Raw genomic sequence first — 14,614 nt, 5'->3', positions numbered from 1 at the left:
CTCCGTCGTTCCTCATCCTGCGTAGGCGGTGATTCCGGCCATCTCCATGGCAATGCTGCACGATCGGCAGGGTGGCTTGTACTCGCCGTGGCCCAGCGGGTGGGGTTTGACCTGGTTTCCGATCTGCACGCTGTAGACCTGTGCCCCTTTCATGGCGTCACGGACGCCGTCCGCAGAGGTGATCCCGGTGCCGTTCGGATCCAGCTGCCGGAGCCGGTCCGAGAGCAGGTTCGCCTCCGCGCACTTGCCGTGCCCGGCCCCGGGGAACCCGCCATCCTCCTTGATCTGCCGCTCGACCTCGTCGTAGATCGACTGCGCGGCGGGGTGCAGGTCGGGGAGCTTCTGCCCGGCCCCCTTGGTGGCGCTGCTGTGACTGGTGACCACCCCGTCGTGCAGCAGGCTCCCGGAGCACGATCCGTCCAGGAGGTTGGTGCCGGGCGGGAAGTGGGTCTTCGCCAGGTCGATCTTGTGCTTGGGGTCCTCCAGGTTGTCGGGGTCCGCCTTCCGGGCCCGGTCGGCGAGGTCGCGGGCCTCCTGGACGAGGGCCGCGCGCTGCTGCTCCGGGGTCAGGTGGCGGACGTCGAGGGGGTCCGTACGGTGGTGGCGCATGGAGCCCGCCGAACTGCCGTGCCAGGGCGGAGCCGGGGTGATGCGCCTGCCACCGGGGTGGCCGTCGCCGTTGCCTCCGCTGCCGCCGTTGCCGCCGTTGCCTCCGGGGGGATTCCCGTTGCCGCCACCGCCGCCGTCTGCGTCGCCGCCGTGGCCCTTGCGCTCGCGGGCGTAGCGGTCGCGGAGGCCGTCGTCGGTGTTCTTGTGGTCGACGGAGATCTGCTGGACGACTTTGGGCAGGGTCTTCCCCACGTGGTCGCCCATGTTCTTCGCGGCCTTCGTCAGCGCCGCCAGCGCCTTGTCGGCCACCGGGTCGATCGCGTCGGCGATCGAGTCCCGGCCCCGTGTCCTGCCGTGCGCGGTCCTCGCCTTCGCCAGCTTCCCCGTGGTCTTCCCGTGGATGTTCACGCTGACGCCGTTGAGCTGGGTCGAGGCGTGGGAGTGCTCGGCATGCTCGATGTGCAGGTCCTTCAGACCGCTGCCCTTCCCCCCTCCGCCGCCGGGGCCGCCCGCGGAGGCCAGGCTGAGCGCGTCCTTGCCCGACTGCACCCCGTCCTGGAAGCCCTGCGTCCCCGCGTCCTTCGTCCGGTCCAGGTCCACCCCGTCCTGCAGACCGATCGCCACCGCGCCCAGCTGCACGACCAGGTCCGCCGCCATGCCCTCCAGCGCCGCCACCGCCGGCTCGGTCATCGCCGCCACGACGTACCCGACGGCCTCCTCCAGGCACTCCTTGATCAGCCGCTTGACCACCTCCTGGGTGGCCCGCATCGCCCCCGCGCCGATCAACGACGAAAGGCCGAAGGTCACCGGGATCAGCGAGATCGCGATCCCCGCCTCCGCCGCGAGGTAGCCCAGCTGCACCAGGGCCGCGAGCTTCATCCCCTCGACCGCCCCGGCCGCCAGGTCCAGCCCGCCCGCCACCGTCCGGGCCGCCCCGGCGATGTCCCTGATGTGTTTGCCCCTGACCTTCGCCCAGTGCTCGTTCAGCGCGTCCATCGACTCGCCGCTGCCCGAGGACAGCAGCCGCTCGAAGTGGTTGTTCGCGAGCTGACCGTCGTCTTCCAGGTCCTCCGCGAACTCCCGCAGCGCGTCCGCCATCTCGCGGTACGCGTCCTCGTCCACATTCGGCCACGCCACACCGATCAGGTCGAGCAGGGTGTCCGCCCAGCCCGGAACCGTGACAGCCATGTCCGTTCCCCCCGTCACAGACTGTTCGCAATACCGAACATTCGTACCACAGGGTGTTCCTGACGGGGAGTCCGTACGTCCTCGTCGGGTGTCCGGCCGCCCGTGCGCCCGCGTGGCGCCTTTCACGAACGGGAAGCGGTGACGGAACCGTCGCGGATCATCTGGCCGCGGGGCCGGGGCGCGACTACGCTGGACGGCGGCATCGCGTGCCGGTCACCGCTCCGGTGAGGCATGGAGGTGTCGGGAGATGCCTTCGGAGGCATTCCTTGCCGGTCGAGCTGAACCACACCATCGTCCACGCCCGGGACAACCGGGAGTCCGCGCGGTTCTTCGCGGAGCTGCTGGGACTTGAGATCAGCGGCGAAGGGGGCCCGTTCGTCGCGGTCGAGCTGAGCAACGGGGTCACCCTGGACTTCGCCGCGGTCCCCGAGGACCGGATCACCCCGCAGCACTACGCCTTCCTCGTCTCCGAGGAGGAGTTCGAGGCGGCCTACGCGCGGATCGAGCGGCGCGGTATCGAGCACTACGCCGATCCGTACCGGCGGCAGCCGAACACGATCAACCACCACGACGGCGGCCGGGGCGTGTACTTCATGGACCCGGTCGGACACTTCATGGAACTGATCACCGTGCCGTACGGGGGCAGGCCCTCGTAGCACGCGGACGGGCGGGGAGACCCGGGCGCCATCGCCCGCGTCTCCCCGCCCGTGGTTCTCCTCGCCGCCCTCCCGGGCCGACCGGCCCGGGGCCCGCGTCAGCCCTCCTGCGGCTCCAGCCGCAGCGAGATCGAGTTGATGCAGTACCGCTGGTCCGTCGGGGTCGGGTACCCCTCACCCTCGAAGACATGGCCCAGGTGCGAGCCGCAGCGGGCGCAGCGGACCTCGGTGCGGACCATGCCGTGGGAGGTGTCGGAGATCAGCTCGACCGCCTCGGTGTCCTTCGGGTCGAAGAACGACGGCCAGCCGCAGTGCGACTCGAACTTCTCGCCGGACGTGAAGAGCTCAGCCCCGCACGCCCGGCAGGAGTAGACGCCCTTGGTCCTCGTATCCGTGTACTCGCCACGGAACGCGGGCTCGGTGCCGGCCTGCCGGAGCACCTGGTACTCCGACGGGCTCAGCTCCGCCCGCCACTCCTCGTCCGACTTCTCGACCTCGTACGCCATGGCTTCGCTCCTCAGCGGCTGATCAGCTCGACAGGCGGGCGAGGATCAGCGGACCGAGGTCCGTGACGTCCCCCGCCCCCATGGTCAGAACGAGATCACCGGGGCCCGCCATTCCCGCGACCACGTCCGGGACCGTCGCCTTGTCGTGGACCGGCGTCACCTCGGCCCCGGCCGCACGGGCCGCGTCGACGATCAGCTCGCTGGTGACGCCGGGGATCGGGTCCTCGCGCGCCGGGTAGATGTCGAGGACAACGGACCCGTCGGCCAGGGCCAGCGCGTCCCCCATCTCCTTGCCCAGTTCCTGGGTGCGGGAGAACAGGTGCGGCTGGAAGACGACGAGGAGCCGGGAGGCCCCGGCGGCGCCCCGCATGGCCTCCAGGTCGGCGGTCATCTCGGTGGGGTGGTGCGCGTACGAGTCGATGACCTGCACGCCCCCGGCCTCGCCCTTGAGCTGGAGGCGGCGGCCGACGCCCGTGTAGGCGGTCAGCGCCTCGGCCAGTTCGGCGGGGTCGATGCCGACGCGGGCACCGGCGGCGAGGGCGGCGGCGGCGTTGTGCGCGTAGTGGCGGCCGGGGACGGAGACGGTGAACGTGTGTTCGGTTCCGTCGAGGGCGACCGTCACCTCGCTCTTCATCCCGTTCGGGACGATCTTCAGGATGCGGGCGTCGGAGTCCTCGCCCTCACCGACGGTGACGACCTCCAGGCCCTCGCGGTCCGCGACCCGGCGGGCCAGCTCGCGGGAGCCCGCGTGCTCGCCGACGACCAGGGTGCCGCCGGGGCGGATCTTGGCCGTGAACGCCTCGAAGGACTCGTAGATCTCGTCCATGGAGGCGTAGTTCGCGTGGTGGTCCAGCTCCACGTTGAGGACGATCGCCACCTCGGGGTCGTACTTCTGGAAGCTGCGGTCGCTCTCGTCCGCCTCCGCGACGAAGACCTCGCCCTCGCCGTGCAGCGCGTTGGTGCCGGGGCCCGCGAGGTCGCCGCCGATGGCATACGAGGGGTCGAGGCCCAGCTCGGTGAGGGCGACGGCCAGCATGGAAGTGGTCGTCGTCTTGCCGTGCGTACCGGCGACGGCGATCGCGCGCAGGCCGTCCATCAGGGAGGCGAGCGCGTCGGAGCGGTGCACCACGGGGATGCCGAGTTCGGCGGCGCGGACCAGCTCCGGGTTGTCGGCGCGGATGGCGCTGGAGACGACGACGGCGGAGGCGTCGTCGGCGAGGTGCTCGGCGTCGTGCCCGATGTGCACGGTGGCGCCCAGGGCGCGCAGGGACTCGGCGGTCGCCGACTCCCTGGCGTCACTGCCCGCGACCTTCGCGCCGCGCTGGGCGAGGATCTTCGCGATGCCCGACATCCCGGCACCGCCGATGCCGATGAAGTGCGGCCGTTCCATGGCGGTCGGAATGGCGGGTGCCATGCGGATCTCTCCCCGGGGTGCGACGTGCGTGGAAACCCCCAGCGTAGTGGCTGCGACGCACTGCCTCCGGCGGACACCACGGCGGGGCGGGCGGTGACGGGCAGTGACGATCCCGTCCGCCGGACCGGGGCGGTGACACCGGCGGGGAGGGCGCCCCCGGGGTGCGGGTGACACCGGAAGCGGGACCGGCCCCGGGGCGGCGCGGCGCGTGGCCGCGCCCCCTGCACGGGGCGCGGCCACGAGTCCCTCCGTACAGGCGTCCGCTCGCACGGACGTACGGGCACGTACGGGTCTGCGTCGAGGTCAGTCGCTGTGCGCGAAGAGCTTCAGCACCGGCACCCCCACCTTGTGGCGGGCGCGTGAGGCCCAGTCCCGGTGGAAGAACTCCTCCACGTAGTGCGGGGCGGTCAGCACGATCACCTCATCCGCCTCCGACTCGTCGACCACCGCCCTCATCCTGTCGAGCGGATGGTCCTCGACCACCTGCCCCACCGCCTCGCAGCCCGCGTCCCGCAGGGCCCGGAGCGAGTGCTCCAGGGCCTGCTCGGCGGGGAGCCGGGCCGCCTTGCCCTCCGGTTCGTCGCCCTCGCGGGCCGCCTCCTTCAGCTCGCCCATGGCGACGTCGTCGATGGCACGCAGCAGTACATCGGCCTGGTCACCACGCGGCTGCATGAGAACGATGAAGGACACGCCCTCGTCGCCGTGCAGGGTGGTGACGAATTCCACGTCGACGGACGTGAGGGGCTTCTCGATCATCAGAACGCTTGTGAACACCTCAGGAGCCCTTCTGCGGAAACCATCCTTCCCCGTGCCCGCACGGGGTCTGCGACAGTAAGTGTGCCCAGCGGACGGTAAGCGGAACGACAAATTCCGCCGATTGTCAGATCCGAAGGTAGCGGGTGAAGAGGAAGCCGTCCCGCTCCAGCACGGAAGCCACCTGGAAGCGTGTCGGGACCGTCACGGACGGGCCTCCGGCGATCCGCTGGGCCCCGCCCGCCGTCATCGTCGGCGAGAGCGTCAGACACAGCTCGTCCAGGACGTCCGCCGCGACGAACTGGCCCAGCAGCCGGGGGCCGCCCTCGGTCAGCTGCCGCCGCAGCCCGCGCGCGGCGAGCGCCGCCACCACCCGCGCCGGGTCCACCCCGGCGCCGTCCCCCGCCACCACCACCTCGACGCCCGCGTCCCGCGCGGCCCGCACCCGCTCCGGGGGCGCGGTGGCCCCGGTGAGCAGCAGGGTCGGCACCAGCGGAGAGGTGAAGAGGGGCAGGGTGAAGTCCAGGGTCAGGGAGGCGCTGACGACGGCGATGGCGGGGGCCGGGCCCTGCCCGGCGGCGGCGCGGCGGGCGGCGAAGGCCTCGCGCGCGCGTGCGGGCCGGTACCCCTCCAGGCGTACCGTTTCCGCACCGACGACGACCACGTCCGCGAGCCCGCGCAGGGTGCCGAAGATCCGCATGTCCGTCTCCGAGGAGAGCGGCTGGGAGCGCCCGTCGTGCTGACCGGCGCCGTCGAGGGAGGAGACCATGTTCGCCCGCAGCCAGGACTTTCCGCCGGACGGGAGTTCCGGATAGGCGTAGGCGTCGGCGAGTTCGTCGAGGGACCATTCCCCGCCCCCCGCCGAGGTCACGGGGGCTGTCATGTCCGTCACAGGGAGCAGTTGGCGCATCCTGGCAGTCTGACATGGCGCTTACAGTGGGGAACTGTGTCGACCCGTGCCCTCACCGAAGCCGCCTCTCCCGCGGCGGCCCCGCTCTCGCTCTGCTCGCGCGAGCCCCGTGTCCCCGCCGACCGTCTGGTCGCGGAGATGGTGCCACCGCCCCGCTTCGACTCGGTGCGCTTCGACACGTACCTGCCGGACCCGAACCAGCCCAGCCAGTCCGAGGCCGTGGAGGTGCTGGCCGCCTTCGCCGGGGGGCTGGGCGGGGCGCACGCCTCCGGTGCGGGCAGGCGCCGCTGGTTCGCCCGGAAGCCGGCCGCCCCGACGGGCCCGCGCGGGGTGTACCTGGACGGCGGGTACGGCGTCGGCAAGACCCATCTGCTCGCCTCGCTCTGGCACGCGACCCCGGCGGAGCCCGCGCTGAAGGCGTTCGGCACCTTCGTGGAGCTGACCAATCTGGTCGGCGCGCTCGGCTTCCAGGAGACGGTGCGGACCCTCAGCGGGCACCGGCTCCTCTGCATCGACGAGTTCGAGCTGGACGACCCGGGCGACACCGTCCTCGTCTCCAGTCTGCTCGGCAGGCTCGTCGAGGCGGGCGTGGCGCTGGCCGCCACCTCCAACACGCTGCCCGGCAAGCTCGGTGAGGGCCGCTTCGCCTCCGCCGACTTCCTCCGGGAGATCCAGGGCCTGTCCGCCCACTTCCGGCCGCTGCGGATCGACGGCGAGGACTACCGCCACCGGGGGCTGCCCGAGGCCCCTGCCCCGTACACCGACCAGGTCGTCACGGAGACGGCGTACGCGACCCCGGACGCCTCCCTCGACGACTTCCCGCATCTGCTCGAACACCTGGCCAGGGTTCACCCGAGCCGGTACGGCGCGCTCACCGACGACCTCACGGCCGTCTGCCTCACCGATGTCGCGCCGGTGCCCGACCAGTCGACGGCCCTGCGGCTCGTCGTCCTCGCGGACCGGCTGTACGACCGGGAGATACCCGTGCTCGCCTCCGGACTCCCCTTCGACCGCCTGTTCAGCGAGGAGATGCTGAACGGCGGCTACCGCAAGAAGTACTTCCGGGCCATCTCCCGGCTCACCGCGCTCGCCCGCGACGCCAAGGGACTCGTACCGCAGTAGGTTGGAGGCCGCACCCCCGTCGAAAGGGATTCACCATGGCCACCGTGCGTCACGCCCACACCGTCTGGCAGGGCGACCTCCTCAAGGGTTCGGGTGTCGTCACCCTGGACTCCTCCGGTCTGGGCTCGTACGACGTCTCCTGGCCCGCCCGCTCCGAGGAGCCGAACGGCAAGACCAGCCCCGAGGAGCTGATCGCGGCCGCGCACTCCGCCTGCTTCTCGATGGCCTTCTCCAACGGACTGTCCAAGGCCGGTCACGTGCCGACCCGTCTGGAGACCAAGGCGGACGTCACTTTCCAGCCAGGTGAGGGCATCACTGGCATCCACCTCACCGTGCGCGGCGAGGTCCCCGGGCTCGACGCCGAGGGCTTCGGGTCGATCGCCGAGGACGCCAAGAAGAACTGCCCCGTCAGCCAGGCGCTCTCCGGCACGACGATCACCCTCACCGCCGAACTGGCCTGATCTTCCCCCGGCGTTCTTGCGCCACATGAGGCGACGCGTCGACCCGCGTGGTTCACGGTCCACCACCGTGCGTGGTACCACATGCGGGTCACGCGTCACACCCACCTGTCCGCCAACAGGAAAGTGGTTGCCCCATGTCCGCGACCCGACGTCAGCTCCTCTCCCGCACCGGCGCCTCCGTCGCCGGGATCGCCTTCACCGGCGCGCTCTCCGAACTCTTCGCCGGCAGCGCGGGCGCCGCGTCCGGAGCCCGCCCCGGACGGCCCGGCAGCCCGGCCGGATACGGCCCCCTCCTCCCCGACCCGGACGGGCTGCTCGACCTCCCCGCCGGATTCCGCTACCGGGTCCTCTCCCGCCAGGGCGACCCGCTGCGCTCCGGCGAGGGCCTGGTCCCCAGCAACCCCGACGGCATGGCCGCCTTCGCCGGACGGCGGGGCCGGACCCACCTCGTCCGCAACCACGAGAACAAGGTCACCAGCAAGATCGGCGTCCCCACCGTCCCCGGTCTGACGTACGACCCGGCCGCGAAGGGCGGCTGTACGGCCCTGGAGCTCGACGGGCGGAACAACGTCCTCGGCGAACGGGTCGCCATCGCCGGGACCGCCGTCAACTGCGCGGGCGGCCCCACCCCCTGGGGAACCTGGCTGACCTGCGAGGAGACCGAGGACAAGGCCGGGACCAAGGGGTACACCAAGGACCACGGCTTCATCTTCGAGGTCGACGGCGCCGACCCGCACCGCACCGGCGCGGTCCCGCTCACCGCGATGGGCCGCTTCCAGCACGAGGCCGTCGCGATCGACCCGGCGAGCGGCGTCGTCTACGAGACCGAGGACGCCTTCGACCACCCCTTCGGCCTCTTCTACCGCTTCCTCCCCCACGAGCCGCTCGGCGGCCGGGGCTCGCTGCGCGCGGGCGGCGCCCTGGAGGCCATGCGGGTGCCCGGGGTGCCCGACCTCTCCGTCGTCCAGGAGCCCGGCACCCGCTTCGACAAGATCGAATGGGTGCCCGTACCCGATCCTGGGGCCGCCGGGACCCCGATCCGGCACCAGGACTTCGGCCCCCGGGGCATCACCCACGCCCAGAAGCTGGAGGGGTGTTACTGGGGCGGGCGGGCCGTCTACTTCGTGTCCTCCTTCGCCCGCGTCAAGGACGGCTCCGGCGCCGGTCACTTCGGACAGGTCTGGAAGTACGAACCGCACCGGCGCCGTCTCACCCTCGTCGTCGTCTTCGGCCCCAGCACCGACGTCCGGCTGCCCGGCGAGTCGCCGGACAACATCTGTCTGACGCCCACCGGCGGCCTGATGGTCTGCGAGGACGGCGACGGGGCGCAGCACGTCTTCGGAGTGAGCGAGCGGGGCGAGGTGTACGCGGTCGCCCGGAACGCGAAGGACATCGGCGGCCCCGGGGCGCCGGAGTGGGGCGAGTTCGCGGGCGTCGCGTTCTCGCCCGACCGGAGCACGATGTACGTCAACTGCTACACGCCGGGGACGACGTTCGCCGTGACGGGCCCGTGGTGCTGAGCTGACGGTCCGGGCGCCCGGCCGCCCGCGCGCTCGCGGACGGCCGGGTTCCGTCGCAGGATCGGGGAAGGACCGACGGCGCGGCGGAAGGGGCCGAGGTGGCGAAGAAGGACGGCGGGAAGAAGAAGGACGGGAAGACCGCCGGGAAGAAGGGCGGGAAGGGCCCCGGAGAGAAGCGCACCGGGAAGAGGACGGAGGACCGGCGGGTCACCCCCCTGCGGGAGCTGCTGCGCGTCCCCGAGGGCGAGCGGATCGACCTCACCGCGTACGACGCCGCCGCGACCCCCGGCGGGCCCGCGGGCAAGGCCGCGGGGCTCGCCGCCACCGCCGCCCTCGGACCCCGCCTCGCCGACCTCCAGGAACGGCTGTACGCGGCGAGCACGGCGGGCGACCGGCGCCGGGTGCTGCTCGTCCTCCAGGGCATGGACACCAGCGGCAAGGGCGGCACGGTCAAGCACGTCATCGGCCTCTTCAACCCCTCGGGCTGCCGCATCCAGGCGTTCAAGTCACCGACCCCGGAGGAGCTGAGCCACCCGTTCCTCTGGCGGATCGCGCGGGCGCTGCCCAGGGCGGGCGAGATCGGCATCTTCGACCGCTCGCACTACGAGGACGTGCTGATCGCCCGGGTGCGGGAGCTGGTCCCGCGCAAACGGATCGGCCACCGCTACGGGCAGATCAACCGCTTCGAGAAGGCCCTCGCGGACGAGGGCGTGACGGTCGTCAAGGTCTTCCTCCACCTCTCGTACGAGGAACAGCGCGAGCGCCTGCTCGAACGCCTGGACAACCCCGAGAAGCACTGGAAGTTCAACGTCGGCGACATCGAGGAGCGGGCCCTGTGGCCCGCGTACCGGGAGGCGTACGAACTCGCCCTCGAACGCTGCACGACCGAGGACGCCCCCTGGTACCTCGTCCCGGCCGACCACAAGTGGTACCGGAACTGGGCGATCAGCACCCTGCTGCTCGAACACCTGGAGGCCCTGGCTCCCGCGTATCCGCCGGGCGACTTCGACGTGGCGGAGTGCCGGGAACGCCTGCTGGCCACGTGAACGGCGGTCCACCGCCCGACGCGTGCACTCCGCCGGGCGACACCGGGGCTCCGCCGGGCTGCACGTGGGCTCCGCCGGGCTGCACCCGGGCTCCGTCGGCCCGACGCGTGGACTCCGCCCTTCTCGCTGTCGCGTCGCGCGCGCCGACGTTTTCGATCAGTTAACTTCCGGACGTGAACATTTCTGTACGAAAGCTGGCGGCGCTCGGAATTCTGGGCGCCGTCCTCGTCGGCTGTGGCGGCACGGGCGGGGGTACCGGCGGGCACCCGGCCTCACGGGCGACGGCCACGACCGGGCCGAGCAGCACGACCAGCACCGCCAGCCCGACCGGCACCGGGAGCGCCTCGCCCGGGGCCACCTCGGCGGCGGGCTCCAAGCCGGTGCCCGCCCGTACCGCCCCGCCCACCCTGGCCCCCGCCCCCGGCGGCCTCACGCCCGTCTACACCCACCGGGCCAAAAGTGCCGAGAAGGTCGTCGCCCTCACCTTCGACGCCGACATGACCGCCGACCAGGGCCCCCGGGCCGCCCGGGGCGAGCACTTCGACAATCCGCAGCTCATCGGCACCCTGCGCCGCCTCAAGGTCGACGCCACCGTGTTCATGACCGGCCGCTGGGCGGAGGAGTACCCCGACCAGGCCAGGGCCATCGGCGGCGACCCCCGCTTCGAGATCGCCAACCACTCCTACAGCCACTACGCCTTCGCGTCCCCCTGCTACGGCCTGCCGACCGTCGCCGGACCCGACATGGCCGCCGACGTGCGACGCGCCTTCGACGCCTTCCGGAACGCCGGGGCCGTCAACGTCGTCCCCTACTTCCGCTTCCCCGGCGGCTGCTACGACGACGCCGCCCGGCGCGCCCTCGCCCCCACCGGTGTGACCGCCGTCCAGTGGGACGTCGTCAGCGGCGACGCCTTCGCCAAGGACGCGGACGCCGTCGCCGAACAGGTCCTCGACGGCGTGAAGCCCGGCTCCCTCGTCGTCATGCACTGCACCCGCAGCGCCGCCCCCGTCACCGAGACCGCGATCCGCCGGATCGTCCCCGAACTCCGCGCGCGCGGCTACCGCTTCGTCAAGGTGTCGGAGCTGATGAGCCGCTGACCACGGCTCATTCCAGCCGGGCCGTGGCCGCCCGGGCCAGCGCCGCCACGGCCACCACGAGCAGCAGCGCGCCCCCGCACGCGAGCCACGGCGGCTCGGCCGTCGTCGTCCGTGCCCCGGTGACCAGCGCCGTCACCGCGTGCTTCGCCGGGGAACCGGTCGTCACCAGGGCCAGCAGCGAACCCAGCACCAGCGCCCCGACCGACCAGCCCGGCGCGGACAGGAACGGCCGTGAGGACAGCGCGCCGACGGCGGCGCCGGTCCCCGCGCAGGCCAGCACCGCGAGGAGCCCGGTCACCAGGGCGTCGGCCACCAGCACTCCGCGCCGGTCCGCTGTCGCGGTCACCACCAGCACCGCGACGGCCCCGACCAGCACCGGCCAGAGCGTGCCGGTGGCCAGTGCCGCGAGGTGCGCCCGCCCCCGGCCCGCGACGGCGGCCACCACGCCCCGCGCGGCGGGCGGCTCCTGGGTGACACAGATCCGTACGGACCAGGCCGTCACCGGCAGCAGGGTCGCGGCGGCGAGACCGAGCGAGCCGAGCACCGGCTCCCCGAGGGTGATGCCGACGACGAGACAGGCCGCGTACAGCATCAGCGGCGCGAGCCAGCGCTGCGAACGCAGCAGCAGAGCCGACTGGTAGCGCAGCAGAGCGGTCATGTCCGCCGCCGTTCCGCCGTGGGGGCCGTGATGTCGGGGGCGGGGGAAGCGTCGGGGGTGTCAGGGGCGGCAGCCGTGTCAGGGGCAGTGGGGGTGTCCGTGGTGCCTGTGGTGTTCGTGATGCCTGTGGTGCCGGAGACACCCGTCGTCGCCTGTACGTCCGTCTCCCGTACGTCCGTCTCCGGTACGTCCGTCTCCGGTACGTCCGTCTCCGGTACGTCCGTCTCCGGTACGTCCGTCTCCGCCGTCACCGCCTCCTCCAGTCGTTCGATGTGCCACGAGGACGCGAGCAGCGCCCCGAGGAGCGTGTCGGAGTGGGGCGCGGCCACCGTGAGCACCGTGGTCGAACCGGGGCCCGGCAGGACGAGCGGCGCGCCGGGCAGGTCCCCCGGCAGCGGGCCGAGGCCGCCGGAAGCCACGATCCGCACCCGGCCCGGCGCCCGTACCCCGGGCTCCGGGGCCGCGGCTCCGCCCCGGGGCCGCGCCGACACCCGTCCGGCCGCCACCTCGAACACCGCGTCCGCCTCCGCCGCGAGGCGGCGCGGGTCGTGATCGACGAAGACGACCGTCGCGCCCGCCGCCCGGCGCTCGCGCACCGCCGTGTCCAGCGCGGTACGCGCCCCCGTGTCGAGGCCCGTCCAGGCCTCGTCGAGGACCAGCAGTCCCGGTCCGGCCAGCAGCGCCTGGGCCACGGCGACCTTCTGGCCGGTGCCCTTGGACAGTTCCGCCATCGGGGTGCGGGCGTGCCCGGCGGCCCCGAAGCGCTCCAGCCACTCCCCCGCACCGGCCCGCGCGGCGGCCCGGCCGAGCCCCTGGAGCCGGCCGAGGTGGACCAGGTACTCGACGGCCGTGAACGGCAGCGCGGCCGGGAAGCGCTCGGGGACGTACGCGGTCCTGACCGGCCGCCCCGCGATCCGGCCCTCGGTGGGCGCGTCGACCCCCGCGAGCAGCCGGAGCAGCGTGGACTTGCCGGTGCCGTTGGCGCCGACGATCCGGACGAGAGCGGCGGCGGGGAGATCGAGGACGACCTCGCGAAGGACCCAGGGCCCGCGCGGGCCGTGCCTGCGCCCGACCCCCTCCAGCCTCAATGCGACGTCTTCTGCGGGGTCAGCTCGCTCGGCCGGACGACCACGAAGCCCTGGCCCTCCAGCATCAGCTGCACCGCCTCACCGGAACCGCCGCGCACCATCGAACCGAGCGACTGCGACCGGTGGAGCGAGGTCCGCAGCTGGTCGCTCCAGCCGACGACCGCGTCGGTGTCGACGTACACCGGGGCCTGCGGGGTGACGGGGATGACGATCGGGGTGCCCTCGCAGACCAGGGCGACCTTGCCGTGCCCGGAGAAGACGGAGTTGAAGAGGCCCCCGCCGGTCATCCCGGCGCCCTTCACGGTCTTGATCTCGTAGTGGAGGGTGGGGTCGAAGCAGAGCACGTTCCGGCCGTTCACGGAGAACGCGTCGCCCGGCTCGATCTCGACGAGGAAACAGTTCTGCGCCTCGTGCGCGAACCACACCTCGCCCCGGCCGCGCACGGCCATCAGCGCCAGCCCCTCGCCGGTGACGGCCCGCTTCAGGAGACCGCCGATGCCCTGGCCCTTGCGCTCGAAGCGGAGGTCGCCCCGGTAGGCGATCATCGAGCCCTGGCGCGCGTGCATCTCGCCGTCCACGGTGTACTTGACCGACTTGGCGTTCTGGAGGGTCATCCCGGGGAGGCCGGACGTCTCGGCGAGGTGTTCGCCGACGAAAAGGTCGCTCTTCATACCGGCATCCTGTCCCGGAAGCTCCTGTTCCCACAACGAGCCCCCGTCCCGGCAGTGGCAGACTTGCCGGGTGAGCAGCGACGACACCGACCTCCGCGACGAGAAGACCCAGTTCGTCCTCCCCCTGGTGGTGAGGATCGAACGGGACGCGCCCCCGGCCCGTACCGATGCCCTGGAGACGGCCGCCCGCGCCGTCCTGGAGATCCTCACCGACGAGCGTTCCCTCGGCGAGGGCGAGTGGGCGCGGGCCGTCGCGGACTGGGAGGACGCCCGCATCCGCAAGGTGGTGCGCCGGGCGCGGGGCGCGGAGTGGCGGCGCGCCGGGACGCTCCCGGGGATCACCGTCACCGGGAAGGAGGCGGAGGTACGGGTCTTCCCGCCGGTCCCGCTCGACGGCTGGCCCAAGGACCTGGCCCGCCTCCAGGTCTCGGGCACCCACCTCGACGACCCGGCCGAGCCGGGCCCGGTGCCGGACGGGGCGGTGACGCTCTGGTTCAACCCCGATCTGGACATGACGGCGGGCAAGTCGATGGCCCAGGCGGGCCACGGGGCGCAGCTCCTGTGGTGGGCGATGCCGGACGCGGACCGCGTGGCCTGGCGCGCCGCGGGCTTCCCGCTGGCCGTGCGGACGGCCCCGGCCGACCGGTGGGCGGCGCTGGTCGCCAGCGGCCTTCCGGTGGTCCGGGACGCGGGTTTCACGGAGATCGCCCCGGGCGAGACGGTCGTCTCCGAGGGCAGCGAGCGATTCGCTCCCGGTCTGCGGCTCGACCTGCCGTAGGGCGGGCCGGGAGACCGGGTTGAGTGCCCGCCGGGCCGCCGGGTCCGCGAGCGCCGTACGGGCCCGCGAGACCGAGCGACGGGCCCGGCTCCCGGACTTCCGGCGGCCCGGCCGACCGGCTGACCGACCGGCTCCCG

The 14,614-nt window shown here is 72.8% G+C and carries 13 protein-coding genes and 2 pseudogenes; 7 read left to right on the top strand and 8 right to left on the bottom strand.

Annotation, left to right across the window (positions count from 1 at the left end; genetic code table 11):
• Positions 1–66: 66 nt before the first annotated feature.
• A pseudogene (locus ACIRQY_RS12975) lies at positions 67–1,797 on the bottom strand (YwqJ-related putative deaminase); the annotation flags it as partial.
• A 266-nt stretch (positions 1,798–2,063) separates the two neighbouring features.
• On the opposite strand from ACIRQY_RS12975, the gene ACIRQY_RS12970 reads away from it, so the two are divergent.
• Positions 2,064–2,453: a VOC family protein gene (locus ACIRQY_RS12970; protein WP_403924635.1), complete on the top strand. Its 390-nt coding sequence runs from the start codon at positions 2,064–2,066 to the stop codon at positions 2,451–2,453.
• Positions 2,454–2,551: 98 nt separating this feature from the next.
• On the opposite strand, the gene msrB is transcribed toward ACIRQY_RS12970, so the two are convergent.
• From msrB to ACIRQY_RS12950, 4 genes are all read right to left on the bottom strand, one after another.
• On the bottom strand, positions 2,552–2,959 hold the full coding sequence (gene msrB / locus ACIRQY_RS12965; RefSeq protein WP_403924632.1) for a peptide-methionine (R)-S-oxide reductase MsrB: 408 nt from the start codon (positions 2,957–2,959) through the stop codon (positions 2,552–2,554).
• Between the two features lie 22 nt (positions 2,960–2,981).
• Complete coding sequence (gene murC / locus ACIRQY_RS12960; RefSeq protein ID WP_403924629.1) at positions 2,982–4,373, bottom strand: UDP-N-acetylmuramate--L-alanine ligase; 1,392 nt, start codon at positions 4,371–4,373, stop codon at positions 2,982–2,984.
• A 303-nt stretch (positions 4,374–4,676) separates the two neighbouring features.
• Positions 4,677–5,147, bottom strand: a complete 471-nt coding sequence (locus ACIRQY_RS12955) for an indole-3-glycerol phosphate synthase (protein WP_351781574.1) — start codon at positions 5,145–5,147, stop codon at positions 4,677–4,679.
• A 106-nt stretch (positions 5,148–5,253) separates the two neighbouring features.
• Complete coding sequence (locus ACIRQY_RS12950; protein ID WP_366441348.1) at positions 5,254–6,036, bottom strand: pyrimidine reductase family protein; 783 nt, start codon at positions 6,034–6,036, stop codon at positions 5,254–5,256.
• A gap of 36 nt (positions 6,037–6,072) precedes the next feature.
• Here ACIRQY_RS12950 and zapE point away from each other — a divergent pair, with 36 nt between their 5' ends.
• The 5 genes from zapE (at position 6,073) to ACIRQY_RS12925 (ending at position 11,282) form a co-directional block, all read left to right on the top strand.
• Positions 6,073–7,158, top strand: a complete 1,086-nt coding sequence (zapE, locus tag ACIRQY_RS12945; protein WP_351781570.1) for a cell division protein ZapE — start codon at positions 6,073–6,075, stop codon at positions 7,156–7,158.
• Positions 7,159–7,193: 35 nt separating this feature from the next.
• Positions 7,194–7,619 (top strand): OsmC family protein, encoded by a 426-nt coding sequence (locus ACIRQY_RS12940; protein WP_351781568.1) that lies wholly within the window; start codon positions 7,194–7,196, stop codon positions 7,617–7,619.
• A gap of 134 nt (positions 7,620–7,753) precedes the next feature.
• Positions 7,754–9,139 (top strand): alkaline phosphatase PhoX, encoded by a 1,386-nt coding sequence (locus tag ACIRQY_RS12935; protein WP_403924625.1) that lies wholly within the window; start codon positions 7,754–7,756, stop codon positions 9,137–9,139.
• A gap of 98 nt (positions 9,140–9,237) precedes the next feature.
• Positions 9,238–10,185, top strand: coding sequence for a PPK2 family polyphosphate kinase (locus ACIRQY_RS12930; protein WP_403924622.1), 948 nt, complete (start codon positions 9,238–9,240; stop codon positions 10,183–10,185).
• Positions 10,186–10,379: 194 nt separating this feature from the next.
• Positions 10,380–11,282, top strand: coding sequence for a polysaccharide deacetylase family protein (locus ACIRQY_RS12925; RefSeq protein ID WP_403924714.1), 903 nt, complete (start codon positions 10,380–10,382; stop codon positions 11,280–11,282).
• Between the two features lie 7 nt (positions 11,283–11,289).
• On the opposite strand, the gene ACIRQY_RS12920 is transcribed toward ACIRQY_RS12925, so the two are convergent.
• From ACIRQY_RS12920 to ACIRQY_RS12910, 3 genes and pseudogenes are all read right to left on the bottom strand, one after another.
• Positions 11,290–11,940 (bottom strand): ABC transporter, encoded by a 651-nt coding sequence (locus tag ACIRQY_RS12920; RefSeq protein WP_403924619.1) that lies wholly within the window; start codon positions 11,938–11,940, stop codon positions 11,290–11,292.
• A 254-nt stretch (positions 11,941–12,194) separates the two neighbouring features.
• Positions 12,195–13,028, bottom strand: a pseudogene (locus ACIRQY_RS12915) (ATP-binding cassette domain-containing protein); the annotation flags it as partial.
• Positions 13,025–13,699: an AIM24 family protein gene (locus ACIRQY_RS12910; protein WP_351781558.1), complete on the bottom strand. Its 675-nt coding sequence runs from the start codon at positions 13,697–13,699 to the stop codon at positions 13,025–13,027. The pseudogene ACIRQY_RS12915 and the gene ACIRQY_RS12910, both read right to left, overlap by 4 nt.
• 70 nt (positions 13,700–13,769) lie before the next feature.
• Between ACIRQY_RS12910 and ACIRQY_RS12905 the strand changes: the two genes are divergently transcribed.
• On the top strand, positions 13,770–14,477 hold the full coding sequence (locus ACIRQY_RS12905; RefSeq protein WP_403924616.1) for a peptidyl-tRNA hydrolase: 708 nt from the start codon (positions 13,770–13,772) through the stop codon (positions 14,475–14,477).
• Positions 14,478–14,614: the final 137 nt, after the last annotated feature.

It is taken from the genome of Streptomyces sp. NPDC101490, from assembly GCF_044767145.1.
Lineage (GTDB): Bacteria > Actinomycetota > Actinomycetes > Streptomycetales > Streptomycetaceae > Streptomyces.
This window is presented reverse-complemented; position numbering and strand designations above follow the sequence as displayed.